Origin of the sequence: Secundilactobacillus odoratitofui DSM 19909 = JCM 15043, from assembly GCF_001434895.1 — a bacterium.
Lineage (GTDB): Bacteria > Bacillota > Bacilli > Lactobacillales > Lactobacillaceae > Secundilactobacillus > Secundilactobacillus odoratitofui.
In genome coordinates this window covers 34,293-58,708 of sequence record NZ_AZEE01000028.1, presented here as the reverse complement: position 1 = coordinate 58,708, position 24,416 = coordinate 34,293, and the positions used below count along the sequence as shown (strand labels likewise).

21 protein-coding genes and 1 tRNA gene are annotated in these 24,416 nt (G+C 44.3%); 13 read left to right on the top strand and 9 right to left on the bottom strand.

The genetic code is table 11. The features are described from left to right. Positions 1–7 precede the first annotated feature (7 nt). The 4 genes from FD04_RS05320 to FD04_RS05305 all read left to right on the top strand — a co-directional run bounded on the left by FD04_RS05320 (position 8) and on the right by FD04_RS05305 (position 3,787). Positions 8–661, top strand: a complete 654-nt coding sequence (locus FD04_RS05320) for a response regulator (RefSeq protein ID WP_054699697.1) — start codon at positions 8–10, stop codon at positions 659–661. A gap of 912 nt (positions 662–1,573) precedes the next feature. Further along, the gene (locus tag FD04_RS05315; protein ID WP_054699693.1) at positions 1,574–1,840 is read left to right on the top strand and encodes a hypothetical protein; all 267 of its coding nucleotides are present in this window, start codon (positions 1,574–1,576) and stop codon (positions 1,838–1,840) included. Between the two features lie 19 nt (positions 1,841–1,859). Beyond that, positions 1,860–2,840 (top strand): hypothetical protein, encoded by a 981-nt coding sequence (locus FD04_RS05310; protein WP_056948194.1) that lies wholly within the window; start codon positions 1,860–1,862, stop codon positions 2,838–2,840. A gap of 14 nt (positions 2,841–2,854) precedes the next feature. After that, positions 2,855–3,787, top strand: coding sequence for a hypothetical protein (locus tag FD04_RS05305; protein WP_054699691.1), 933 nt, complete (start codon positions 2,855–2,857; stop codon positions 3,785–3,787). A 190-nt stretch (positions 3,788–3,977) separates the two neighbouring features. Here the strand turns inward: FD04_RS05305 and FD04_RS05300 are convergent, their stop codons facing one another. Both FD04_RS05300 and menB read right to left on the bottom strand, forming a co-directional pair. Further along, the gene (locus FD04_RS05300; RefSeq protein ID WP_056947556.1) at positions 3,978–5,414 is read right to left on the bottom strand and encodes an o-succinylbenzoate--CoA ligase; all 1,437 of its coding nucleotides are present in this window, start codon (positions 5,412–5,414) and stop codon (positions 3,978–3,980) included. A 26-nt stretch (positions 5,415–5,440) separates the two neighbouring features. Beyond that, positions 5,441–6,262, bottom strand: coding sequence for a 1,4-dihydroxy-2-naphthoyl-CoA synthase (gene menB / locus FD04_RS05295; RefSeq protein WP_054699689.1), 822 nt, complete (start codon positions 6,260–6,262; stop codon positions 5,441–5,443). 36 nt (positions 6,263–6,298) lie between these two features. On the opposite strand from menB, the gene FD04_RS05290 reads away from it, so the two are divergent. The 3 genes from FD04_RS05290 to FD04_RS05280 all read left to right on the top strand — a co-directional run bounded on the left by FD04_RS05290 (position 6,299) and on the right by FD04_RS05280 (position 8,861). Further along, a complete protein-coding gene (locus tag FD04_RS05290; protein WP_054699686.1) occupies positions 6,299–6,670 on the top strand; it encodes a PaaI family thioesterase in 372 nt (123 codons plus the stop codon). A 22-nt stretch (positions 6,671–6,692) separates the two neighbouring features. Continuing rightward, positions 6,693–8,114: a DASS family sodium-coupled anion symporter gene (locus FD04_RS05285; protein WP_056947554.1), complete on the top strand. Its 1,422-nt coding sequence runs from the start codon at positions 6,693–6,695 to the stop codon at positions 8,112–8,114. A 183-nt stretch (positions 8,115–8,297) separates the two neighbouring features. Next, positions 8,298–8,861: a hypothetical protein gene (locus tag FD04_RS05280; RefSeq protein WP_056947552.1), complete on the top strand. Its 564-nt coding sequence runs from the start codon at positions 8,298–8,300 to the stop codon at positions 8,859–8,861. 145 nt (positions 8,862–9,006) lie between these two features. Here FD04_RS05280 and FD04_RS05275 read toward each other — a convergent pair. Both FD04_RS05275 and FD04_RS05270 read right to left on the bottom strand, forming a co-directional pair. Then, positions 9,007–9,090, bottom strand: a tRNA-Leu gene (locus FD04_RS05275). Between the two features lie 75 nt (positions 9,091–9,165). Then, the gene (locus FD04_RS05270) at positions 9,166–9,444 is read right to left on the bottom strand and encodes a hypothetical protein (protein WP_054699681.1); all 279 of its coding nucleotides are present in this window, start codon (positions 9,442–9,444) and stop codon (positions 9,166–9,168) included. Between the two features lie 132 nt (positions 9,445–9,576). Here FD04_RS05270 and FD04_RS05265 point away from each other — a divergent pair, with 132 nt between their 5' ends. Continuing rightward, a complete protein-coding gene (locus FD04_RS05265) occupies positions 9,577–10,125 on the top strand; it encodes a biotin transporter BioY (RefSeq protein WP_056947550.1) in 549 nt (182 codons plus the stop codon). Between the two features lie 136 nt (positions 10,126–10,261). Continuing rightward, a complete protein-coding gene (locus tag FD04_RS05260; RefSeq protein ID WP_054699676.1) occupies positions 10,262–10,735 on the top strand; it encodes a MarR family winged helix-turn-helix transcriptional regulator in 474 nt (157 codons plus the stop codon). Between the two features lie 105 nt (positions 10,736–10,840). Here the strand turns inward: FD04_RS05260 and FD04_RS05255 are convergent, their stop codons facing one another. Genes FD04_RS05255 through FD04_RS05245 form a run of 3 tightly spaced genes read right to left on the bottom strand, consistent with a single transcriptional unit; the run spans position 10,841 to position 12,452 of the window. Further along, positions 10,841–11,548 (bottom strand): CPBP family intramembrane glutamic endopeptidase, encoded by a 708-nt coding sequence (locus FD04_RS05255; RefSeq protein ID WP_056947548.1) that lies wholly within the window; start codon positions 11,546–11,548, stop codon positions 10,841–10,843. Positions 11,549–11,592: 44 nt separating this feature from the next. Continuing rightward, on the bottom strand, positions 11,593–11,838 hold the full coding sequence (locus tag FD04_RS05250) for a hypothetical protein (RefSeq protein ID WP_054699673.1): 246 nt from the start codon (positions 11,836–11,838) through the stop codon (positions 11,593–11,595). A gap of 17 nt (positions 11,839–11,855) precedes the next feature. Next, positions 11,856–12,452, bottom strand: a complete 597-nt coding sequence (locus tag FD04_RS05245; protein WP_056947546.1) for a hypothetical protein — start codon at positions 12,450–12,452, stop codon at positions 11,856–11,858. Between the two features lie 249 nt (positions 12,453–12,701). Here FD04_RS05245 and mscL point away from each other — a divergent pair, with 249 nt between their 5' ends. From mscL to pgmB, 4 genes are all read left to right on the top strand, one after another. Further along, positions 12,702–13,079, top strand: coding sequence for a large-conductance mechanosensitive channel protein MscL (gene mscL, locus FD04_RS05240; protein WP_056947544.1), 378 nt, complete (start codon positions 12,702–12,704; stop codon positions 13,077–13,079). Between the two features lie 320 nt (positions 13,080–13,399). After that, a complete protein-coding gene (locus FD04_RS05235) occupies positions 13,400–15,694 on the top strand; it encodes a glycoside hydrolase family 65 protein (protein ID WP_156660404.1) in 2,295 nt (764 codons plus the stop codon). 102 nt (positions 15,695–15,796) lie between these two features. Further along, complete coding sequence (locus FD04_RS05230; RefSeq protein ID WP_056947541.1) at positions 15,797–18,514, top strand: glycoside hydrolase family 65 protein; 2,718 nt, start codon at positions 15,797–15,799, stop codon at positions 18,512–18,514. A 46-nt stretch (positions 18,515–18,560) separates the two neighbouring features. Beyond that, positions 18,561–19,235, top strand: a complete 675-nt coding sequence (pgmB, locus tag FD04_RS05225; RefSeq protein WP_054699663.1) for a beta-phosphoglucomutase — start codon at positions 18,561–18,563, stop codon at positions 19,233–19,235. Between the two features lie 384 nt (positions 19,236–19,619). Here the strand turns inward: pgmB and FD04_RS05220 are convergent, their stop codons facing one another. Continuing rightward, positions 19,620–23,357 (bottom strand): mucin-binding protein, encoded by a 3,738-nt coding sequence (locus tag FD04_RS05220; protein WP_056947539.1) that lies wholly within the window; start codon positions 23,355–23,357, stop codon positions 19,620–19,622. A gap of 318 nt (positions 23,358–23,675) precedes the next feature. After that, the gene (locus tag FD04_RS05215; RefSeq protein ID WP_054699657.1) at positions 23,676–24,338 is read right to left on the bottom strand and encodes a TetR/AcrR family transcriptional regulator; all 663 of its coding nucleotides are present in this window, start codon (positions 24,336–24,338) and stop codon (positions 23,676–23,678) included. Positions 24,339–24,416: the final 78 nt, after the last annotated feature.

The window sequence follows — 24,416 nt, the reverse complement described above, 5'->3', positions numbered from 1 at the left end:
AGAATTAATGTATAACGTTTTAATTGCAGATGACCATGCGGTGGTCCGTTATGGCTTGTCAACACTCGTTAATAAGCAACCTGAGTTTAACGTCGTTGACGAGGCCGCTAACGGGACCGAAACTTATCTACGAGTGGAGCAAGGCGACATCGATATTTTAATTATGGATCTCAGCATGCCACCTGGGGAAAGTGGCTTGATTACGACCAAGCGAATCCATGACAATTTTGCCAACGTCCGTATTCTGATACTATCGATGCACGAAGAACAGGAATACATCAATCAAGCACTGCATAATGGCGCTATGTCCTACGTGCTGAAAAGTTCCTCGGACGATGAATTACTCAAAGCGCTACGTCAACTCATGAACGGTCAAGAGTACGTGGATAAAAACATCAAGCTCACCACTGATGACTTGGCCAAAATTAACACCGATGGCACCGCTGTTAACCTCGATGGTTATGCTGGCTTGTCCAAACGTGAGAGTGAAGTTTTACCATTAATCACACTTGGCTACTCTAATAAGGAAATTGCAGCTGAGTTGTTTATTTCGACCAAAACGGTTGAGGCCCACAAGGCTAATATTATGCAGAAATTGCATCTGAAAAATCGCGCCGAACTGATTCGTTACGCGATTCATAACAAATTAATTGATTTATAGATTCTTGCAATCATTTTGTTTGCGTACTGGCATTTTGCTAGTACGCTTTTTTTATTGTGTTTCCTCTGGGAAAGTTTACATTGCTTTAACGCCCACTACCACTACGTGCTAGCGATCTGGGCTAGTTGCTGTGGGACCGGTTGCGACCGCTTTGCGTTCTCCACCTCAGTTTTGAGCCTCAAGGTCGAGTCTCAAAACTGTCCAGTCAATCTAAGCGCTGAAGCGCAAAGATTGACTTGTCACTGCAACTAGCCCAGATCGCTAGCCCTCCGTTTTCGTTACCAAGAAGTCGTTACTAGCTCAATAAATCCGAGTCGTAGCAATTTAGAAAATTCTGTATCATTCTCATCTGCAAAATAAACTTGGTTGGCAAAGACATCAATCTAGAGATGATCAAAATTCCTTTTTGTTAACATAATTGGGCTTACAATCACACAAATCTCTAAATTTTTAATTAATCAAAACTTCGAATCTATTAATGATATGATGTTTTCTACAGTTACATTAATCCTTTTTAACAAACATACATAGCCAATTCATTAAAAGTAGCCGTAGTGCCAAAAGCAACTTGGTTTTGGGGTGGTGACAGTGAAAAATGATGTTGGGGTTAAGTCATGCGAACAGTGACTTTCAGTTCGTGTTGCTTAACCCTTACATCATTGGACGGGTCAAAGACTTGTGCACCTCAGCAAGGCTTGGACCCGAGGCGGAAAACGCGAAGCGGTTGCAGCCGGTCCCACAGCCACCACCCCAAAACCAAGTTGCTGGCGGCCGAAGGCGCCATTAACTTATCTAACATTGCCATAGTATTTGCACGGAGAACTTATAAGTTTAGGCTATCCCCCTATGTTTAAACCCAGCAATTATAGGTAAAATTAAAGCTAAATACAGCGACTGGAAGGAGTAACACTAATGGCACACAATGTAAGTCAAGATGAAGAACTAATGGGCGTTTTAAACGATGTCAATGCACATCGCTTCAATCAGGGTCGTCAACTGAACCCAGATTCAATGCTTTACACCACCATTAAAGCAGCCTATCAAGCCGGCTATCTCGCCGATGCAAAATTAGACAACAGCTACAGTAGTTCACTGGCCAGTGCTGATCTAAGTCAAGCAACACTTACCGAGAGTGGTCAGCAGAAATTGCAAGCGCTGATCGAAGCTTCACAAGCATAAGGGGGAAACACTGATGGAGATGGATGTTCAACAGAAATTAGCATCTAAGTACGATAATATTGCCATTTATACCTCTGGGTTTTATGCCGACCCGGAGGATGCTTTGGGTACCCGGAGTAAATTACTTGAGACCTTAAAGTCTTTAACGATGAATCAACATGCTGATACCCCATTTTCGCTGCAAATTATGACGACCAATGGCGAAATTAACGTGATGCCACTTGGACTGTTGAGTTTGGAAGAATTAAAAGATTACGAAAATAATCATCGTCAAGAGGCCGGCTTAAATCATGATGACGATGCCATTCCGATGGTGGTTCAATTTGCCCCTCACGTTGAAAAAGCGAAAGTTCAAAAAGAGGTTGTCGGTACGACCAACGCCTTATTTGACCAGTTTAATGATCAATTCCCGAAAATTTGGGACGTAGTTAACCAATATTTAGACCAAAACCAGGCAATTTTACTGGGAATTGAACGTGATTTGTTAACGGATGCTGCGGACGTTCAATCTGAATACTACAATAACTTTTCGACAATGACACCGGATGAACGTGAAAAGAATCTGGGCTATCCACTAAAAGATACGGATCTCACCCACTTTAGCCACTTTATGGCCGACATGCACGAAGTACAGGCCGTGGTCATGTCAGCTGCCAGTTTCACCCAACATGAAATCGTTGGCGACAACTTGTTTGCCCAAGTGATGAATGATCGTGTATTACGCAATACCCTCTTTTGGGTGCTGGATAATACGTTTTATGAAATCATGTACTACTTCATCGAAAAAGCTCGCGGCATGGATAATGCTGATAAGGCAATTAAACATCTTCGTCATCAAAAGAAGATGATGATTATCAACATGCGCAACGATGCCTTCCAGCGTGCACAAAAAGCGTTAGAGACACCCAAACAAGCTGTCGACCTCAACCACTACTTCACAGATGTCTTCATTCCGGTGGCTGAACAGTTTTCAACGGAATTGGACAAATTTGCAAACTAACTGGGGGCTTAACAATGGGGTTTGATCCTGATAATTATGTTGCCGATGTTGCACTAGAAGACGATTTCCAAGCCATGTGTCAGCAATTACCAGATTCTGTGCGTGAACCAATCAGTAACTTGGCGTTAGATAATGATCGCCGGTTCAGACAGGCTTTGTGGACGATTTTTCAGCAAACGGCTCAACAACCGCTGTCAAATGCGGCTAACTTCGCGCAGTCAACCGAACTGTTAGCCCTTGCTAGTGCGCTGATTCCGGCAACGTTTAAGCCCAGTCGGGTTACACCAAGTGATATTGCGATGAGTAAAGCTCAGAGTTATGATGCGCAATACCTCTATGGCCAGTTCGTGATCAATATCGCGGGTAGTTCAATTCAAGCAGAAGAACGGCAAAATTTACTTGATGATGCCCAAAATTTCTGGCTGTCACACAGTACGCGACTGCAGCTGAATTTCAATCAACGAGAGCGGGTTGCTGATTACTTAAAGGATGCCAAGGTGCGTGATGGCGCTCTAACTTCAATTACGAGTCGACTTGCGGCCATCAGTGGTGGCATGACGGATCGGGCAATCATTGATCTCATTGCTACTATTGGTGAGACCCTCGGTGTGATTGCAAGAATTTTAACTGATATCAATCAGACTCACGATAGCTTGGATTTTCGAACTCGATTGCTGATGGGCGATTATCCCCTATCTTTATTGTTTGGGTTTGAAGAAGAGTCCGAGTGGTTCACCCACTTCTTTGGTGCGCAAGAAAAACCAACCTCAGATGCCTTTTATACGGCTCGAAAACTTACGATTCAAGCTGGTGAAAAATCTGCTGCTAGTTTGGCTGGTGAACTCATCAGTCAAACTCGTTTAGATGCGAATGCCCTACCCGAAGGTGCCATTAAGGCTAGTTTAATGGGTATGTTACAACAACTGGCCGATGATAGCCAAATTTGAACACAACTTAAAACAGCTGCAGTTATTGAACTCGATGTTCATAACTACAGCTGTTTTGATTTAAAGTGAGGATTTATAATTTAATTCCCGATTGTCACTTCACAAATCTGTTTATGTCCAAATAATCTGACGCCTACGGACTCATGCCGTTAACGACGTGGAATTGAACGAATTAATTAAACCGTACTTTCTAGCCATCATCTAACGGCTTCTGTTCCAGCAACGCCATCAGTTTATAGCGCTGAACCTTTCCACCAGCATTGACCGGTAACTTTTCAACCTGATGAAACGCTTTTGGGACTTTGTAATGTGCTAAATGTTGACGGCCATACGCAATTAGTTTGGCTTCGGGGATTGCCTTGGCCGCAACGTAAAACGCAACTGGAACCTGATCCCACTTAGGGTCAAATTGCTTAACCACTGCAATTTCACTCAAACCCTCAAAAGTTGCATAGGCGGCTTCAACTTCGTTTGGAAAAATATTTTCGCCACCAGAAATGATCATGTCGTCTTTGCGACCGTCGATGAACAAAAAATCGTTCTGATCGAAATGGCCAATATCACCCGTTCGATACCAACCATCAACCATTTTATTGGCAAGGGCTTCTGGCCGATTTAAATAGCCAGGGGTTAGCGCCGGCGTTTTAAGCAACACTTCCCCGTCGACAGCCAACTTTAGCTCCGTTAAAAACAGTGGCTTGCCGACTGACCCAATCTCTGCATCCGCATCGGCGTTATTCAGTGCAATAATCTGTGAACAGGTCTCCGTCATACCGTATGATTGAACTACTTCAAGCTGCAGCTTGGTACAACGCTGCAGGGTTGGTCGGTCGATTGGCCCGCCACCAAGCAGCATACCCCTAAACTGACGATTATAGGCCTGCTGGGTGGTTTCTCTAACGTTCAAAAGTCGACGTAACATATATGGCACCACAGAAATCATCGTAACTGGCTCTGTCACCAATATTTGGTGAATTTTATCTGCATCAAAACTTGGTACTAGTCGCACGGCCATGCCGTAAATCAAGCCACGCATCATGATTGAAAAGCCACTGATATGAAAAATCGGTACGGTACAAAGCCACTCGTCAGTGGGCGTTAAACCCAGATTCAAAGCCGAAGCGACGGCAGACGAAAAGTGATTCTTGAACGTCTGCAACACCCCTTTAGGTGCGCCAGTCGTACCAGACGTATACATAATGCTTGCAACGCTCTCGTCGTTAAATCGTGGCACCATCACACTGTCTCTAACCGGCATGGCGAATATGGTAGCAAACTGATAAGTCGGTACACTGAACTGGCCAACTGACAACTCATCTGACACTAACAACGCAGCCACTTGTGCATCATCCAGTTGTCGTTGGAGCTCTTCAAACGCCAACCGACTATTCAGCCAGACAATTGTGTGACCACTGGCCAAGACGGCTAACGCCATGAGGTAGCCAGCCATAGAATTAGTGGTTTCAATGGCGATTCGCCCAGTCTTGCTGGTAGGAATTCGTGTCAGTTTACCAGCTAGTTTGCCGACCACATCAGCTAATTGTGCAAACGTATACTGGGTCTGGCCATCATCTACCGCTAACCGGTGAGGATTGATGGCCGCCTGCTTTTTTATCCAATTATCCAAGTGTATCCTACTTCCTATTAATCAGTTTATGGGAACTTCGGGAACTGATCAAAGTCAGGGTCACGTTTTTCGTTAAACGCATCGCGACCTTCCTTCCCCTCATCCGTCGTGTAAAATAGCATAGTGGCATCGCCGCCAAGTTGTTGCAAACCGGCTAAGCCATCCGTGTCAGCGTTCATGGCTGCTTTGATCAACCGGAGCGCAGTTGGTGATTTCGTCAAAATTTCGTTACACCAATCTAGTGTTGCCGACTCGACGTCAGCTAATGGTACGACTTTATTGATCCAGTTCATGGCCAATGCTTCATCCGCTGTGTAAAAATGGTTTAAGAACCAGACTTCTTTAGCGCGTTTATGACCAATCACACGAGCAAGATAACCTGAGCCATAACCGGCATCAAAGCTACCAACCTTAGGCCCAGTTTGACCGAATTGCGCGTTATCGGCCGCAATCGTTAAATCACATACCAATTGTAAGATATTACCGCCACCAACCGACCAGCCCTTGACCATGGCAATGACCGGTTTGGGAATAATTCGGATCAAATGTTGTAGGTCAAGCACGTTTAACCGGGCAATGTGATCCGGGCCAACGTATCCGCCGTTACCACGCACGGATTGATCACCACCAGACGAAAAGGCTTTATCGCCAGCACCAGTTAGGATAATCACGCCAATCGTGCTATCATCACGACAGATGTTAAACGCATCGATCAGTTCGTGAATTGTCACTGGTGTAAAGGCGTTCAACTTTTTCGGCCGGTTCATTGTTAATTTAGCAATTTTACCCGCCCGCTCAAAGATAATCTCGGTATAGTCTTTCACTGGTTCCCATGTCACACTTGTCAATCAAATCAATCCTTTCCAATTAGGAGGTCTCAATTTATGAATAATCTCATTGAACTTTTAGGAATAAAAGTTAATCAAATTAATCAATCTAAAGTTATTATATCACTCGACGTCACGGATGCCGTCAAACAGCCGTACGGATTTTTACACGGTGGCGTCAATGCCGTTATGGCAGAGACCGCCGCCTCGATTGGGGCAAATCAGAATTTAGATGATACCCACGTGGCCGTTGGGGTCGATATTAACACCCATCATTTGAAATCGGTGGCAAGTGGCACGATTTTAACCACAGCGACGCCCATCCACCTCGGTCGAACACTTCAAACATGGTATACTGAAACGACGCTTGACGGTGCACTGACCAGCATTAGCACGGTCACTTTAAGTGCCATCGCCAAGCCAAATTGATCGACACGGGAGGATTTGGGTTATGCAAATCAAACGCACCAATCGCGTCAACTTGATTGTATTTGCGATTGGCCTGTTAGGTTTAGGGTTACTTTGGTTACAACACGTACCAACTGGGGTTACGTTAAACGGTTGGCACAGCTTCATCTTGGTCTTATTTTTTATTCTGGGTTGTGTTTTAAACGTCGCCCCACTAGCGACATTATCACTCGTTATGGTCGCTTTACTTGGTGTCACTGGCGCCATACCAGCGCCAACACTCTTTTCATTCTTAGGCTTAAGTCCAGTATGGCTAGTACTATTCGCGTTTTTTATCGCCATTGGGTTCAAGCGAACCCCGCTTGGCAAACGACTTGCCTATACGCTCATTAGCCACTTTGGACGAACACCAATCACGTTGGCCTACACCATGAGTTTGGTTGACTTGATTCTAGCGCCAATTATTCCTAATACCAATGCGCGTGGCGCTGGTATCTTATTTCCCATTAATAAATCAATTACGGATGTGTTGGACGAGAAATCAGCTGAACCTAAGCCAACGCTCAGTTCATACTTAACGTTAGTTACTTTTCACCAAAACTTGGTGGTCGGCGGCCTCTTCTTGACCGCCATGGCCACCAATCCACTGGCGGTCAGTTTAGCTAACAGCGCCTTTCACATTCAAATCTCTTGGGCACAGTGGTTTCTTTATGCGAGTGTTCCCACATTGATGGCCCTACTTGGGATTCCAGTGATTGTCCTAAAGTGCCATCGTCCCGCAGTTAAGAACATGCAACTGATTCGTGACACGGCCGAAAGGGAGCTACACGACCTGGATCGCATGTCAGTCAAGGAATGGCTCATGATTGGCAGTTTCGTGCTCACAGTGGGATTATGGGCAACCAGTGCCATCACAAAATTGGACAACACCTTAATTGCCCTAATTGGGCTGGGACTACTGCTCTTATTTAACGTCATCTCCGTGGATGATGTTCTAAATGAAAAACAAGGTTGGAACATTCTACTTTGGCTAGCGCCACTGATTGGAGTCACTGAATACCTGAATACTTCGGGCGTCATCAAGTGGATCCAGCTTAATTTAACCAACTTAACCCATGGCGCTGGACTACTACTAGCCGGTTTAATTTTGATTTTGGCCTATTATTACATTCACTATTTCTTAACCAGTGTCCTCGTCCATATCCAAGCCTTCTTTATTCCATTTGCCTTAGTCCTAGTTGGTCTGGGTGCATCCCCCTTAGTCACGACGATGTTACTTGCGTTATTGACCTGTGTATCCCCGGCTACGACCCACTATGGTACCGGCACCGCCTCAATTTATTTTTCAACCGGCTTTTTAACTCAACGGGAATGGTGGCGGATTGGCTTCTTAGTTTCGCTTTTTGAAATTTTGGTCTACGTGGTGATTGGTTTGGGTTGGTGGAAGTTGTTGGGGATGTATTAACATTCTTTAAATGATGACTCAAACAAAATACAAAACGACAAATACTCTTTTATTGAGTACTTGTCGTTTTTGACTACTCTCACAAAAATTTATTCACGCCACAGACATATAAAGCTAATTCTGCTATAGTTTTGTATGAGTACAAATTTTAATTTACAGTTTATCTGTTTAGGGGATGATAACATGCATATCAGAACAGTTTTGGGTGCACTCGTAGTTGGTTTAAGTTTAGGCGGATTAACCAGCGTTTCAACAGCTCAGGCCAAAACCTGGCACTACAAAGTTACGAAGTCCAATCAGTTTTCAACAACGCATTATTCACGAGCGTTTATGTATGGCGGTGATAATGACGATTTTGTCTGGCTGTACGACACTGCAAAAGGGGCAAACGAAAAAGATCCATTTCATACCGTCAATATTTTGTCAGATACCAACCGAAATTTAACTTATTATGCAAAAAAGAATACGACCTATAAAGGGCGTGTAGCAAACCTAAAATACCACAGTCGCGTTTTTTATATCAACTTAAAAGATGTCCACCTTCGTCGCTACAATACCTGGCGAAGTGGTCATAAGCTGATTTCGCTATCGAAACCAACTCACCCCAGTTACATCATGTTAAAAGCAAAAACACACGTTTATCAAAATCAAGAGTGGTTGTATAACTACGGTAGTTCTTACGATGGTTATTACCTTCACTATCGTCTTTCAAAAAAAGGTAATTGGTACGTCGATTATTCAAAATAAGAAACTACATGTAAATCTGGTACTATTGTAACTCACAATAATTTGAAAAACTGTTACGTTATATTGTATGCGTAACAGTTTTTTGCAATAAAAAAGCGCCTATTTCTAGGCGTTTTTGTTGATTAAAAATTCGATTCTAGTTTTATGCCCCGAGCAGGATTCGAACCTGTACTTGGTTGCCCAAACAGCGACCTGAACGCTGCGCGTCTGCCAATTCCGCCACCGGGGCATCACAACAGGAATAATCATACACTATTCCGACTATATTTGTAAAGGCTTTTTTAGTCAATCAAAGTCAACATGATCACCGTGGCAACGCAATCACAGTTCCATACCCATGCACCACCAAAAACTTCGGTGCCACACTCATCCGCACAACTTCCGTGTTGAAAGCAACGTCGACGATACCGTCACCGCCCTTTTCTTCCGCCTTTTCGAACAGCTTTTGCTTGGCTTCATCAAACAAGCCGTCAAACTTTGAAAATTCGTCCGGTTGCTCTGACCGTAACATCGTAGAACACGTCACCGCAACGACTCCTTTAATGACATGGGCTTGATTGTACGCCCCCGTTGACATAAACACACCGCACCATTCCCTTCTAGAGCCATTATAACTAAAATCATCGTCACCTGCATTAATTGTCTAAAAGTTATTACTTGAAAATTTCCAGTTTATGGTTTATTCTCAAAAAATAAACATATTGGGAGGTCTGTTGTGACTCAAAATAAACCATTATTGAACTGGGTGCTTGCTAGCCAGTTCGCAGCAATTCTTGTAATTTTCTCTAAACTGACAATTCCACTTGGTCCAATTCCCCTGACCGGTCAAACTTTGGCCGTGGGCTTGATTGCGTCACTTTTGACGCCAGTAGCCGGTAATCTAGCTATTTTACTTTATTTACTCCTTGGTTTAATTGGTTTACCAGTATTTGCGGGCAGCGCCACCAGTTTTGCCGTCATTTTTGGCCCAACTGGCGGGTATCTTTGGGGCTTTATCGCATATGTAAGCTTCACGAGTTGGTGGCTGCAACGTCGCCGCAAATCACCCCTTAACCTCACCGTTGCGAATTTTATTGGAGCCATGTTGCAGCTTGCGATGGGGAGCGTCTGGTTGATTATCAGCAATCATCTGAGTGTCAGTACCGCCTTTTTAACGGGCTTTTATCCTTTTTTACTGCCTGCAATCTTTAAAATCGTGATGGTTGTTGCCTTAGCGCGCATTGTAAATCAGCGGCTTGCCTTACCACTTGGCCAACGCGACTAATTCAATAACATTAATCGTATAAAATCACGGCCAGTTAGTAGACAAAAGTGATTTAACCCGATAGAATGAGTATTGCAGAGACAATTGAGTTGTACACGATTTATTAATTAAATTTAATTCGAAAGAAGGCTTATTCATGTCAGAAAATACTACCCCGCGGTTACTTGATAACCAACTATGTTTTGCCTTTTATAGCGCCAGCAAAAAGTTTAACCATTTTTATCAAGATGCACTTAAACCTTTTCACTTAACCTACCCGCAATACATCACGATGTTAGCACTGTGGGAGACGTCACCAATGACCGTTCGTGAACTCGGTGACCACTTGAACCTCGATAGCGGTACTTTAACACCATTGCTCAAGCGACTGGAAAAGCAAGGCTGGATCACTCGGACTCGTAGTGATCAAGATGAACGTCAAGTTAACGTTGACGTCACACCATTTGCTGCCGCTCAACGCGATGAAGTTTATGCCCGCGTTAACGACTGCGTTGACTTGCTCAGCCTGGATGGCATTGATTATAACCAATTTCTCGATCAGATTCGTGAAGTCATGACTGAATTAGATGGCATCAGTAACGATCATTTGATTGGCGCAAAAATGTCTTAGTTTCAAATCTGAAGCTTTTAATTGAAATGTAAATTCACTAAAAAAACCTAATTCCATGATGGAATTAGGTTTTTTCGTGTAAGACATCACATCATCAACTGAGGATCAATGAATCATAACCGCCATCATCGACATCGCCAGCAAATTATTCAGCATATGCAGGCCAATAGAGGTACAGAGGTTATCGGTCCCTCGATAAATCGTGGCTAGAATCATTCCCAATACCGCGTAGATTAAAAAACTCACGATATTGGTGCTGAGGTGGGCAAGTGAAAAAACCACCCCACTGAAAATTACCGGTAGCCAAGTTTGCTGGGGTTTAAAGAAAGCATTGATCAAATAACCGCGGAATAGTAGTTCTTCAACAATCGGCGATAAAATAATGCCCGAAAACATCAGCAAATAAAAAATCCATCGATCACTGGTTAACAAAGACAGAATCGCTTGATTATTGGCAGTTTGGGATTGACCAAAGAACTGCTGATTAAGCAGATTCAGCCCAATTTCGGCAATTAAAAAGCCTAAGAAAGAACCAACGAGAATCAGCGCATCCCGTCTTGATAACCAGTGCCAAAACGATCGGTTCATCACCCGTTTTAAACTATATACTAACGCCACAATAATCACGATATAGCCGAGCAAATATAATATCGCTAGGCCGCTTCTGATCAAGATCTGATCCATCGCCGTTTTACGAATGAGCACGAGCACCATTGGCACAATTTGAATCGCCACAAAGTACGTTAAAAATAGTAATCCCCGCGTCCAAAATGATGGTTTAGCTGGCTGACCGGCTAAATTCACTGGTTGCATATCAACACCTCAATCTTCCAAAAATAAAAAGCGGTCATCACCGCTTATGCTTGTTTGTTTGAATTCGAATCTGAATCGTCGTTGTCCTGGTCCTCATCCTCAAGTGTCTTGACGAATGGCATCAACTTAACGTACAGGTAAGTCACCAACAGCATTGACACCGTCATGACGATAAATAACGTTACGATCGTGATGGCGCTATTAGTCGGCCAATCGCGTACGAAATACATTGTGGTCCCAATGATAATGGTGGGTACCAGACCAAGGATAAAGTAGATTAGCCCTTTCACAATTTAACTCCGATCATTTAATGAAAATCTTCGGCCATGTAACGTTCCAAGATGGCCGTCGTACTATAAGTCTTAAAACTACCAATCTCCACGTAATTTAAATCAGCGTAAGCCAGCTTAACCTGCCAACGTGCAGTCAGGTCGCTGGGATTAACGTCATTAAAGTGGACTTTGTGCGTCTTAAGTTCAGCCACAAATCCGGTGTAAGTTTTCTCGGACTTACCTGGATGAATCCCCAAGCTCGCCACTTGGTCAGCTTTAAACGCCCACTTGAGCGCAGCCTTCAAGATTGAATGCTTGGCGAGGTTAAGCTCACTGAGTAAGTCTTCAACGTGCCAAATATCGTTGTAGTGCCGTTCCCTAGCCAGTGCAATTACGGCCACTAGCGATTTCAAGTAATCCGAGGTTGCAACAACCTTAGATACCGTGTTGATTCGTAACACGATTGCGCCGTCTGTGGCACCATTCGTGTTAATTCGCTTAATCAGCACAAACTTTTCATCAATTGCAATCACGTTACCAGTTAAAAAATGGTGTTCGTCTCCGTACCGAAAAATCTCAACTAAACGACCCTGTTTCTGGGCTGCTGACAACTGTTCTCGAACTGTTTCCATCACGTTAGTCCTCCGTAAAAACGACCGATTCAATTAATTTCAACTTTTGCTTTTAGTGACTCATCTTAAAGGTAGCAATTTTAAAACAATAGTTCAAGCCAAATTATCTCTTTCTCAAATATTTTCATCAAATTATTGCTACCTTATTATTAACTGCATTAACAATTAATTGTTGTCAATTTGCATTTTTATTGCAACTAACCATCAGAATTAGCTAAAATAAGGGTATCAAACAAACGAGGTGGGAGCATGTTAAAAGAATTCAAAACGTTTATCGCTCGAGGTAATGTAATTGATATGGCAGTTGGGGTCATTATTGGGGCGGCTTTTACAGCCATCGTTAAGTCCCTGACGACCAACCTGATCAATCCGTTAATTGGTTTATTTATCGGTAAAATCGACCTATCAGGGCTGATGTTTACCATTGGTGGCGCACACTTTAAGTACGGTCTGTTTATTAACGCGATCATCAACTTTTTGATTATTGCTTTTGTTGTCTTCTTGATGGTTAAGACGATCAATAAATTCACTAAGTCCAGCGAACCGGATGAAGAACCAGAAACACCAAGTGCCAGCGAAACTTACTTAGCTGAGATCCGCGATTTATTAAAGGAACAACAAAAATAATCCCGTTCCACTAAGCTGAACACTCGAGACGAAGAAAGGTCTATATCGGCAAGCATCAAGCTTGATGCTTAGCTTATATTCAATAAAAATTTGACTTAAGTTCAAAACTGTTATGACGCCCAAAACTCTGACAACACTCAGGTCCCGACCATATCAGCAAAAACAGTCGTGAATCCCAACAGAATCTGGGATTCACGACTGTTTTTAATGATAACCCAGAATTGTCTCACGCCCTTATTGTTTACAATCACAATGTACCAACTCCCCCGAAAACTGTTCTATAATAGCTTAAAAGTTATAAGACAACGGAGATGATTCAGATGGTAACACCTGATGCTTTTCAAATTCACTTACAAAAACTGCCACGACAAGATGAAACTGCAATTGAGACCATTTACGCGTTAGGAAACGGTCATTTTGGCGTACGAGCTTCCAACCCGCTACAAGGTAACAGCAGCCATTATCATGGTCAGCCAGGGATGTTTGTGAACGGTTTTTATGATTTAACCGCTCTTTCCTACGGTGAAAACTATTCGGGGTATGCGCAACATTCTCAAACAATTTGTCAGTTGCCAGACCCACGCTTCATTATTTTTGAAATCGATGGCATTCGCTCCGACGAAACACCCTTTGACATCAAGGTTGTTGATAAAAACCTGGATATGAAAACCGGAGTCCTTTTTGAGATTTTTGATATTCAAAGCCCTTCCAACAAACAGTTCCGATTAACCATGCAGTCGTTTGCCTCACACGCAGACGCCCACTTATTTGTGATCAATTATAGTGTCAGTGCCCTGAACTTTACCGGCCCCATCACCATCATTAAACAACACCCCTACATTGATCAACAAATTCAAACGAGCGTTGATGACATGCGGGCAGCGCAACGGGACCTAACGCTTGATCGAACCTTCATTGATAGTCCGATTCCAACGATGCTCATCAGTACTCGAAAAAGTCAGCTTGCTCTGATTGTTGCGCAACAAGCGCTGAACGAAAACACCATGCAGCCCACCATTGTCGACGACCTACCAAGCTATAGCAAAACTGTTGATTTAACGGCCGGCATCACGCAAAGTTTCGCCTTTGCCTATGCCATCAGTTACCCGCACCAATTACTCGATACGACCCTCACTCAAGCTGAATTTGCCAATTCCGCCAAGCAGCGATTAACCGACCAGTCGTTCAATGAATTGTTGAATGCGTCAACGGCACAGCTTGCTCAATTTTGGCAAAGTAGTGACATTGACTTACAGGGTGATCCAACCTTAGCCCAGGGCATCCGCTTTAACCTCTTTCACCTTTATCAAGCCGCTGGCAATGACGGGCGAACCAGTATTGCTGCCAAGGGACTCACAGGGCCTGGCTACGAAGGGCACTTCTTCTGGGACGCCGAGATGTTTATGTTACCGTTTTTCATCTACACCCAACCCAAATTAGCCAAACAGCTTTTGTTGTATCGCTATCAAACACTGCCACAGGCTCGTCAACGGGCCCGTGAACTGGCCGTCAAAAATGGCGTCCTGTTTCCGTGGCGCACCATCAATGGCGAAGAAGCCAGCAGCTATTACCCGGCTGGAACTGCGCAAGTCCATATCAACGCTGATATTGCTTACGCCGTAGACACTTACGTCCGTGTCACTGACGACCAAGACTTTTTACTGCAGTATGGTTACGAAATCATCGTTCAAACAGCACGTTTCTGGCTGGCTTATGGTCACTGGGCGACAGATACTGCTCACGCTGGCAAGTTTGTGATCGACGATGTCACCGGTCCAGATGAATACACCGCAATGGTCAACAATAATTACTTTACCAATCGAATGGCGCAAAACAATTTAAGTATCGCTGTGAAGTATGGCAAACAGCTCAGACATACTCACCCCGAAAAATTAATTGCCTTGGACGTTACGACCGCAGAAATCGATCAATTTAACCGGGCCGCCGACAACATGTACCTGCCATTTGATACGCAACGACAAATTAAAATGCAAGATGACGTCTCGACCACTAAACCCCTCTGGCCAATCAAAACAACACCTCGGAACCAATTTCCACTCTTGTTACACTTCCATCCAATGACCATTTATCACTACCAGGTCAATAAGCAGGCCGACACCGTTATGACTGACTTTTTATTTCCAAATGATCAGTCGGCGCAACAACTTCGTCGCGACTTTGATTATTACGAGGCCATCACGGTGCACGATTCATCCCTATCTCGTGCAATTTTTGGCATCTTAGCACACCGCTTACATCAGTCAGACGAGGCCTATCGCTACTTCATGGAAACCGTCATGATGGATTTAACTAATGCGCAAGGCAATACGGGCGATGGCATCCATGCTGCCAACATGGGTGGCAGTTGGTTAAGCCTAATCTATGGCTTTGCGGGGTTAGGATTGGAAAAGGACAGCCTCAACCTTTCACCAGAACTCCCCTCAGAATGGACCAGTTTACGCTTTAATATCTGGTTTCAAAATCGCCAGTTAGCGATCACCATCACGCAAAGTGCTATTTCAGTGAAATTACTCAGTGGCGAACCATTCCATTTCTACCTCAACCATCAGCCAGTTAGCCTTACAAGTGATCGTTTAATTAGTCAATTACTATAAGCTCAGTCTTCTAATAGGCTCAAGTCACAATCATTGCGGATTGTAGGACTGCGCTTTATGATTAACTTATGGGAGACACTACTCATAGAAAAGAGGCTAATTATGAGAACAATTGCACTACGGGTCATGCAGGACTCAATTGAAATCGCCTACTCAACCAACGATAATCAAGCGCCCTACAGACGGTTTGTCATCACCTATAACCCAATGCAGACAATTGGCGATAATTTAGAAAAAATCAAGGTGGTTCTAGCTGGTCTACAAATTGACGCAGCCATTTTGCTGAACTCCTTGGAGTATGAATTTTCAGATACCATTATCGGGATTAACCACAACCGAATTGATATCGGACTAGCCATCACAAACATGCTCAACATTCCAGTTGTTTGCCAACGCGACGTGGAAGAGCACGGCTTGGCCAAGGCCATTAAGAAGAAGCAACGCTACAACGAATGGCACCTTGATTACTTTGGTGAATACGAAAAAAAGCGCAACTATGGTCAAGAAGCGATGTTGACCATCGGTAATGGTTATTTCGGTTTGCGTGGTGCTTACGTTGAATCGCGCGCTGATGAAGACAACTACCCTGGGACTTATGTCGCCGGCGTGTACAATCAACTCACCACTAAGATTGGGGATCATGATGTCACTAATGAAGACCTGGTTAACTTACCTAACGCACAATTTTTAACCTTTGGTGTTGATCACCAGACGCCGTTCACAATCAATCCCAATGACATTCAAGACATCTATCGTAGTTTGGACCTCAAACATGGCACCCTGACCACCACGATGCACATTCAGCTTTCAACTGGTCACGATTTAGCGGTTACGACGACTAAAATTGCTAACATGAAAAATTGGCACGATTATGCAATTCAGTACACCATTACTCCAATTAATTTCTCAGGTACACTACAGGTTTACTCCGAAATTGATGGATCGGTTATTAATGGCAACGTTGAACGCTATCAAGATTTTGACCAGCAACACTTACACATCACAGGTATGAGCTCGCGTGATAACCAAATTTACATGACTGGCGAAACGCGCAATTCTCACATTGAATTCGCAATCGGTAGCAGCTTGCAATTGCTTGGCCAAAAAAAAGCGCCACAATTAGAAGTCAGCAACCAAGAAAACCACGTTAAGCAAGTGATGTCCATTGACGTTTCAGTTGGTCACACCTACGTTTTTGAAAAAAATGTATCCATTTACACGTCACTTGAAACGCACGACCAACCTTTGATTGAAGCGGCTGGCAACGATATTAGCGAAGCGTCCTTTAACCAAACTGCAAAAGAAAGCGCTAACTACTGGAAAGCGGCTTGGGATAATTTTGATATTCAAATCAGTACCGACATCACCAGCCAAAAACTAACCCGGGTGAACCTTTTTCATGCCATGGTTTCGGCCGCAGCAGTTGGCTCTGGCAAACTTGATGCCTCAGTTGGCGCCCGTGGTCTTCATGGTGAAGCTTACCGTGGCCACGTTTTTTGGGACGAAATGTTTATTTTGCCATTCTACACACTTCACTATCCTGAATTGACGAAACAGCTTTTGATGTACCGGTACCGTCGACTCGATGCTGCCCGCGATTATGCCAAACAAGAACACTATGAAGGTGCGATGTATCCTTGGCAGTCAGGTCAAACTGGCGATGAACAATCTCAGTTCCTGCACTTGAATCCAACATCTCATCAGTGGGATCCTGATAACAGCCGTCTCCAACGCCATGTGTCACTGGCCATCGCCTTTAACATCATCAATTACACCCAAGTAACTGGCGACCACGAATTCATGAATCAATATGGCCTGGAAATGTTGCTGTCGATTGCGAAGTTCTGGATCAGCGCCACGACCTTTAACGCTAAAGAAAAGCGTTACAGCATTTCCCACGTAATGGGGCCAGACGAATTTCACGAAAACTACCCTAACGCGGACGAGCCAGGCTTAACCAACAACACCTACACTAACATTATGGTGGCTTGGTTGTTCAATTACCTCATTGAATTACAACCACAAGTGCCAAAGAAGACCTTTGCCAAAGTCGCCGAAACGAGCAATTTTGACCAAAGCTTATTCGAAAAAATGACTGACATCGCCCACAAGCTGAAGCTAGATATCAATAAAAATGGTATTATGGCTCAATTTGAGGGTTACTTTGATTTGCCTGCGTTAAACTTTGACGCTTACCGTCGCAAATACGGTGATATTTCACGAATCGACCGGCTTTTAAAAGCGGAAGGTAAAACACCTGATGCCTATCAAGTTGCAAAACAAGCCGATACTTTGATGGCTTATTACGTCTTAAACATTGACGAAGTGGACCACATTCTGGGACAATTAGGGTATCAGTTACCACAGGAATACTTGACTAAAAACATTCAGTACTACCTTAACCGGACGACTCATGGGTCAACCCTGTCTCGAATCGTCTATTCAGTCCTGACCGAAATGGACGATAACATGGACCAATCATGGTCACTGTTTAGTACCGCCCTATTCTCGGATTACTATGACATTCAAGGCGGGACAACTGCAGAAGGTATCCACCTTGGCGTCATGGGTGCAACTTTAATGATTGAAACTCGTAATTACGGTGGTGTCGATAGTTTGGGGCGCACAATCTCGATTCACCCTAACCTACCAACCCAGTGGTCAAAACTACAATTTAAACAACTCATTCGCGGACATTGGTACGAATTTGAGATCACCCAATCTCAGATTCAGATGACCACCGATACGGATGTGACCGTCAATGTAGAAGGGCAACCGGTTGCACTAAAGGCTAACCAAACTAAAACTGTTGATTATTAGCGAACTTCCTCGGTAACCGAAACGAATTTATGAAGGAGTGGTTTTCATGGCAACAACGTTTGATCAAATTAAAGGTTTCGTGTTCGACTTAGACGGTGTCATTACTGACACCTCGCTTTATCATACTAAGGCTTGGCGCCAACTTGCCGAAAAGCTGGGCGTGACTTGGACTAAAACTTTGGAAGATGGTCTCAAGGGCATTTCGCGGATGGATTCACTTGAAATGATTTTGAAGGCTGGCAACATTCAAGATAAGTACACGCAGGATGAAAAAGTTGCGTTAGCCACCGAAAAGAACACCAACTATGTGAACGAAATCAAGAAAATGACCCCGGCTAACATTTTGCCAGGCATTAAAGCATTTTTGGATGACTTGCGTGCCAATGGTTACCTGATTGCGCTTGCTTCAGCCTCTAAAAATGGGCCAACCGTTTTAACTCAGTTGAAGTTGACTGACTACTTCCCTAAAGTGGTTGATCCTGCCAGTTTGTCAAAGGGTAAGCCAGATCCTGAAATTTATATCAGAGGTGCTGAATTACTTGGCCTCGCACCAGAAGCCTGCGTTGGCGTTGAAGATGCTGCAGCTGGGATTGAAGCCATCAACGCTGCCAATGAAGTTTCTGTCGGTGTTGGTGACGCGACAACCCTTGCTGATGCGGATGTTCGCTTTGATGATACTGCCCAAATGACTTTGGCTAATATTAAGGCGGCTATGGGTTAGAGTTACCTTCTTTATAATTGTGAAATGAACGTCAGTAATTTTATTGCTGGCGTTTTTTGATACAGCCGTAAGATGCCTTCGGCTCCCGGTCAGGGGCAACCTGCTGTGGGGCCGGTCCGAGCCTAGGTCTCGGACCTCGAAGTTGAACCGTGCCAAACCCCATGCACGTTTCAACTTCGTCCCCGACTGGGTCCCCCTGTCGTTTCACTACAGGTTACCCCTGACCGTCCGCGCTACGGCCGACGTGGTGGTTATAGTTCTAAATCGATAAGATAACTGAAATCTTTAGATAGCACAAGAAAAGAACTGGGCAATTGACGTAATCGTCACTGCCCAGTTCTTTTTAATTCGTTTACTGATTCTAATTCATTTTCTAATCTTGCATTAGTCTTCTTTTCGTTTCAACTTCAAGCCAATGAATCCGAATAATGTGGTCATCAGACCAAGTCCAACAACAGCTGCCGATGATTGCTTCTCACTCGTCTGAGGAAGTTGTTGGCCATTGTTTATGACTTGCTCTTTGGTCGTAACGGGTGTTTTTACCGTTGTGGAATCACCAACGCCTGCAACAACGACCGCGTTATCGTCTTGAGATTCTTTAACACTGATGGTAGGCTGGCCAACTGGTTCTGAAACAGCTGTGGCTGGTTCAGAAGTGACCGTTTCTGTGATGGTTGTATCCGTTGGGGTTGCTGGTGGTGTTTCATTGTCGATGATGACTGGCGTCGTGCTGGTTGCAGTCCCTGTCTCAACCGTGGTTACCGTGTTGGTTGCCGTACCAGTGTCGATATCTTTGTCAATTTGACTGTCAGTAGGTGGCGTCATTTTTTGATACATCACCGTGAAATTTTGATTGTCATCAGCAAACGTCACTACTTGCTGCTGAGTGGCTTCAGTCGAGCTAGTAAGGATTTGATAACCACTTACCATTGGATTGGCCTGAGCGTCCAAAATCGCTGACTGTGGCGAATAACTGACGATACCAGTCACCGCATCAATTGATTTCGTTAAGGTGACACTAGCCACAAAATCTGGGGCAATTTGTTGGCCCTGCTCATTGACGTAATGAACCGTTTTGGTGATGACTTTAGAAGTGGTCGTTGGCGCGTCCTTCGAATAAATCACGGTATAGGTCACGTCTGATGTTTGCGCCGTTACCGTTTGACTCATGGTTGCATTGGTCGGACTAGTTGTCACCGTGTAACCTGTCACTTCTGGATTAACCTGGCCATCGAGCACATCATCGATGACCGTGTAAGTAACCGCGTCGTTAACTGGGTCAACGGAACGGTTGAAAGCTGCTGTATCCGTGAAATCTGGTGCTATCATTTTGCCATCAGCGTCTTGATAATGGACTGTCTTGGTGACAAACACAGTCGACATGGCCGGAATCTGTTTTGCATACACGACCGTATAGCTACTATTAGCTGAATCAAATGTCACGGTTTGGGTGGTTGTCGCTTGGATTGGATTAATCGTCAATTGATACCCTTTAAACGTTGGAGTGGGATTACCCGCCAACTCATCGTCTCGTGATGTGTAGCTCACTTCTCCCGTCACTGCATCAATGGTTTTAGTGATGACTGCCGTATCAGCAAAATCAGGCGCGAGTGTTTGTCCCTGAAAATCAACGTAATGAATCGTTTTGGTGATAGTTTTGGTTGCAGTTTCAGGTGCCTTCTTTTGGTAAACAACGGTGTAAACTGCATCACTATCATCAAAGGTTACCGTCTGGCTGGTGGTTGCATTGGCCGGGTTCGTGATCACTGTGTATCCTGTCAACACTGGGTTCGCTTGCCCGGCTAATGTATCATCCGTTGCAGTGTAGGTCGGTTCACCACTCACTGCATCGACTGATTGGGTAATCACCGCCGTGTCGGTAAAATCTGGCGCCAGCTCAGTTGCGTCAGTATCTTGATAGTGGACTGTTTTGGTAATGGTTTTGGCTGTGATTGTCGGGGCATTCTTCTGATAAATAACGATATAATCAACATCATCTTCACCGTACGACACCGCATCCGTGGCCTCAGCTCCAACTGGATTGGTGACAACGGTATAACCTTTAATGGTTGGATTGGCTTGTGCCTTAAAAGTTGCGTCTACCGGCGAATAAGTCACCTCACCAGTTGCAGCATCGGTGGCTTTAGTCATCGTCACTGCATCGATGAAATCATCACTCAGTTGATGACCATCACCATCCTGATAACGCACGGTTTTCGTGATGGTTTTGGACTCAAATGTCGGGGCATCCTTGGCAAGGTACATCGTGATTACCGTGCCATTTCGGTCAATTAGTGTTAGTGCTTCTGGTTGAATATAACTACCCAGTTCCGCACCAGTTGCGAAGTGCCAACCGGTTGGAAACAAACCTGCCTTATTCAAAGCAGTCGGATTGGTTTTTGCCTTGGTAAATTGATAAATACCGTTGTAACTCACGTTATGATGATCATCAATGACCTCCCCAGTCGCTGCATCCCGGTACTCCAGCGGATTAATCACGTCTTGGGACCAAACGTAGGTCGCTAATTTGGCGCTACCATCCCCAGTATATAGCGCACTTAATTCGTCACCGGTCGCATATAACTCACCTTCAGGGTCATGTTCGGTGCCAGTTCCAACTGCTTCCCAAAAAGTCACCTTGTTTCCGTCTGTATCTTGACCGTAAGCAACCACATTATCTTCGCCCTTTGAATCCTTGGAGCCATCCGGTAAAACCGTATTCGCTGAAGGCGCACTATCTAACCCACTGTTCGTCATCACCGTATGTGGTCCAACGGTGAGCGACCACAAATCGTGCATCTGCGTTAGCATAGCGGTTGTATCCGCAGTTGGGTTCATCTGCCAACTGCTCAAATCAAGTTTTTGAAGACTAGCACCAAGAAATAGCGATTCAAAATTAGTGACTTGGCTCACGTCCAAATGACTGACATCAAGACTTGTCATGCCAACGTAACGCAACATCGTGTTCATGGAGGTCACATGACTTGTATCGAAGTGAGTCAAGTCCAAGTTAGTCACACTCGTTAAGCCGTCAAACATAAAATCCATGGTAGTAGCCGCTGAAGTGTTAAACCCACTGACATCAAGGTTCGTCAAACTACCGTCATACTCAAACATCCCATAAAAAGTTTGAACTATACTGGTATCAAAGCCAGTGACATCAACGGTGGTCAGGGCATCATCATGGTAAAACATTCGACTCATATCCGTGACTTGGCTCGTATTAAATTTTTGCTTATCAATGACTAAAGTAGTCAGCTGAGGGTCGGAAACAAACATATGAGACATGCTGGTCATCTGACTGGTGTCTAACCCACTCGCATCAATACTGGTCACGTTAGGCAAGTCACCCAGCAAATGAATGTTGTAGTTGTCGTTGTTAGATTCTGGCGTCGCAATCGCACCGTCTTCGATCACAATTGATTTAATTTGGTCATTATAATCAGTCCAAGGAGCCTTCGTTTTGCCAAAGGTGCCAGCGTGAATCGTTAATAACCCATCAGCATCTAAGTCCCACGCAGCAGTGCCAAACGTACCACTTTGGGCCACTACGGCAGCCGCTACTCGTGTAACCTTTTGTGCACGATTAGTTGCATCATAAGTAGCCTTCGCCGCAGCTTTAGCCGTCTCAAATTCAGTATCAGATACTTCGCCTAGGTCAGTGGTATCGGCAGATGACTGAACATCAAGTGCCGGTGATATTTTTGAATCTGTGGTTTTCGAACCACCTAATGCATCGGCAGTTGGATTCGCATCAACGTCTTCATTCGAAACCGACGTGGTTGCAGATGCATCACCAGTCACATCCGTTGTAGCACTAGTCTTCGCAGCTGGCACCACTGGTGTTTGACCCGAGCTAACATCCCCGGTTTGCTGACGAGTTGTCACATCACTTTTCGGTGGTTCATTCACTAATTGCACTGTCGGTGTTTCCGTCGTATTTGTCGTGTCGACGCTCGCACTAGCACTGAGCTCACTTCCCAAGACGACCACGCCAAACGCTAATGTTGTCATGCTAGCTGTAACCCACAGTTTTCCCGCCTTATAGAGTCGCTTACGGACCGTAATTTCCCCCTGATCAGCCTTTAATTTACGAGCCGCTTTAACAATTTTTTTATTCATTTTAATTCCCCCGAACTTTCCAACGTCAATCGATGTCCAAAAGTAGCCTATCCCCTAGTCAAAATCCTGGCCAAGTACCAATGAAAGCGATTACTTGACTTCGTCTAAATTTTACCATACTGATTACCGTTTTGGGTACAAATTATTTATTGTTGTACAAAATAATCCTGATAGTGGCTTTCCAACAGATAGACTCTGTAGCACCTCGAATCCCGGAGTAACTAAATCATATCCCGCTGAAAGTGCTCTTTAGTCTGCATAACAAAAACCGACCGTTACTTTCAATTTTTAGAAAGTAACGGTCGGATTAAATTGTGATTATGATGCGGTTTCGGCGGTAGGTCGTAATCCGTTTAGCAAAAATTCGCAAATTTCATTTGTGATGGCTTCGCAATCCAGCGGTTGATCACTCATGATAATGTTCGGAATGAGATAACCCACCATCACGCCTGACACCAAGCGGATAATGCGCATCGAATCCCAGTCAACCAGTTGTCCACGTTGTTGGTAGTCTGCAAATAAGCGGTTGATACCACTCTGGAGCAAGCCACCCAAACGCTCGGTCAACTTAGTTAAAATCGTTGGGTTTTTGACCATTTCTTGAATGAAAATCTTCATCTCTCGCCGATTGTCCATGGCATACGAAATACGATCGTGGACCGCGTAACGTAAGAAGGTCTCAAAGTCGTCAAATGGGTTTTCGGCCAGCGCCGTTAAAAATTCGCCCGCAACTTGTGGGAAAATATCGTGAATAAAGGGGGTCAGAATTGCCTGTAACAACCCCTCCTTAGTTTTAAAATGCTTGAACACCGTTCCTTCAGAAACGCCAGCTAACTGCGCGATATCTTGCGTACTGGTATTTTCATACCCCTGTTGCGCAAACAACGTTAGGCTAGCTTGCAAAACGCTTTGTTGTTTCTTTGATAAATCGGTCGCCTTGATTCCGTTAGCAAAGAGTGTTTCAACGTTTGTGTGCTTCATGATCATTTCTCCGTTCGCATCTCAAATAATCGTCATTAGTTACTCTCAGTGTACCAAACAATTCCGGGAATTGGACGA

Coding starts and splice junctions, on each gene's coding strand:
- FD04_RS05290 (WP_054699686.1), top strand. CDS start 6,299: ATGAATAATCTCATTGAACTTTTAGGAATAAAAGTTAATCAAATTAAT.
- FD04_RS05260 (WP_054699676.1), top strand. CDS start 10,262: ATGTCAGAAAATACTACCCCGCGGTTACTTGATAACCAACTATGTTTT.
- FD04_RS05320 (WP_054699697.1), top strand. CDS start 8: ATGTATAACGTTTTAATTGCAGATGACCATGCGGTGGTCCGTTATGGC.
- FD04_RS05285 (WP_056947554.1), top strand. CDS start 6,693: ATGCAAATCAAACGCACCAATCGCGTCAACTTGATTGTATTTGCGATT.
- FD04_RS05220 (WP_056947539.1), bottom strand. CDS start 23,357: ATGAATAAAAAAATTGTTAAAGCGGCTCGTAAATTAAAGGCTGATCAG.
- FD04_RS05305 (WP_054699691.1), top strand. CDS start 2,855: ATGGGGTTTGATCCTGATAATTATGTTGCCGATGTTGCACTAGAAGAC.
- FD04_RS05235 (WP_156660404.1), top strand. CDS start 13,400: ATGGTAACACCTGATGCTTTTCAAATTCACTTACAAAAACTGCCACGA.
- FD04_RS05230 (WP_056947541.1), top strand. CDS start 15,797: ATGAGAACAATTGCACTACGGGTCATGCAGGACTCAATTGAAATCGCC.
- FD04_RS05245 (WP_056947546.1), bottom strand. CDS start 12,452: ATGGAAACAGTTCGAGAACAGTTGTCAGCAGCCCAGAAACAGGGTCGT.
- FD04_RS05255 (WP_056947548.1), bottom strand. CDS start 11,548: ATGCAACCAGTGAATTTAGCCGGTCAGCCAGCTAAACCATCATTTTGG.
- FD04_RS05310 (WP_056948194.1), top strand. CDS start 1,860: ATGGATGTTCAACAGAAATTAGCATCTAAGTACGATAATATTGCCATT.
- FD04_RS05315 (WP_054699693.1), top strand. CDS start 1,574: ATGGCACACAATGTAAGTCAAGATGAAGAACTAATGGGCGTTTTAAAC.
- pgmB (WP_054699663.1), top strand. CDS start 18,561: ATGGCAACAACGTTTGATCAAATTAAAGGTTTCGTGTTCGACTTAGAC.
- FD04_RS05280 (WP_056947552.1), top strand. CDS start 8,298: ATGCATATCAGAACAGTTTTGGGTGCACTCGTAGTTGGTTTAAGTTTA.
- mscL (WP_056947544.1), top strand. CDS start 12,702: ATGTTAAAAGAATTCAAAACGTTTATCGCTCGAGGTAATGTAATTGAT.
- FD04_RS05215 (WP_054699657.1), bottom strand. CDS start 24,338: ATGAAGCACACAAACGTTGAAACACTCTTTGCTAACGGAATCAAGGCG.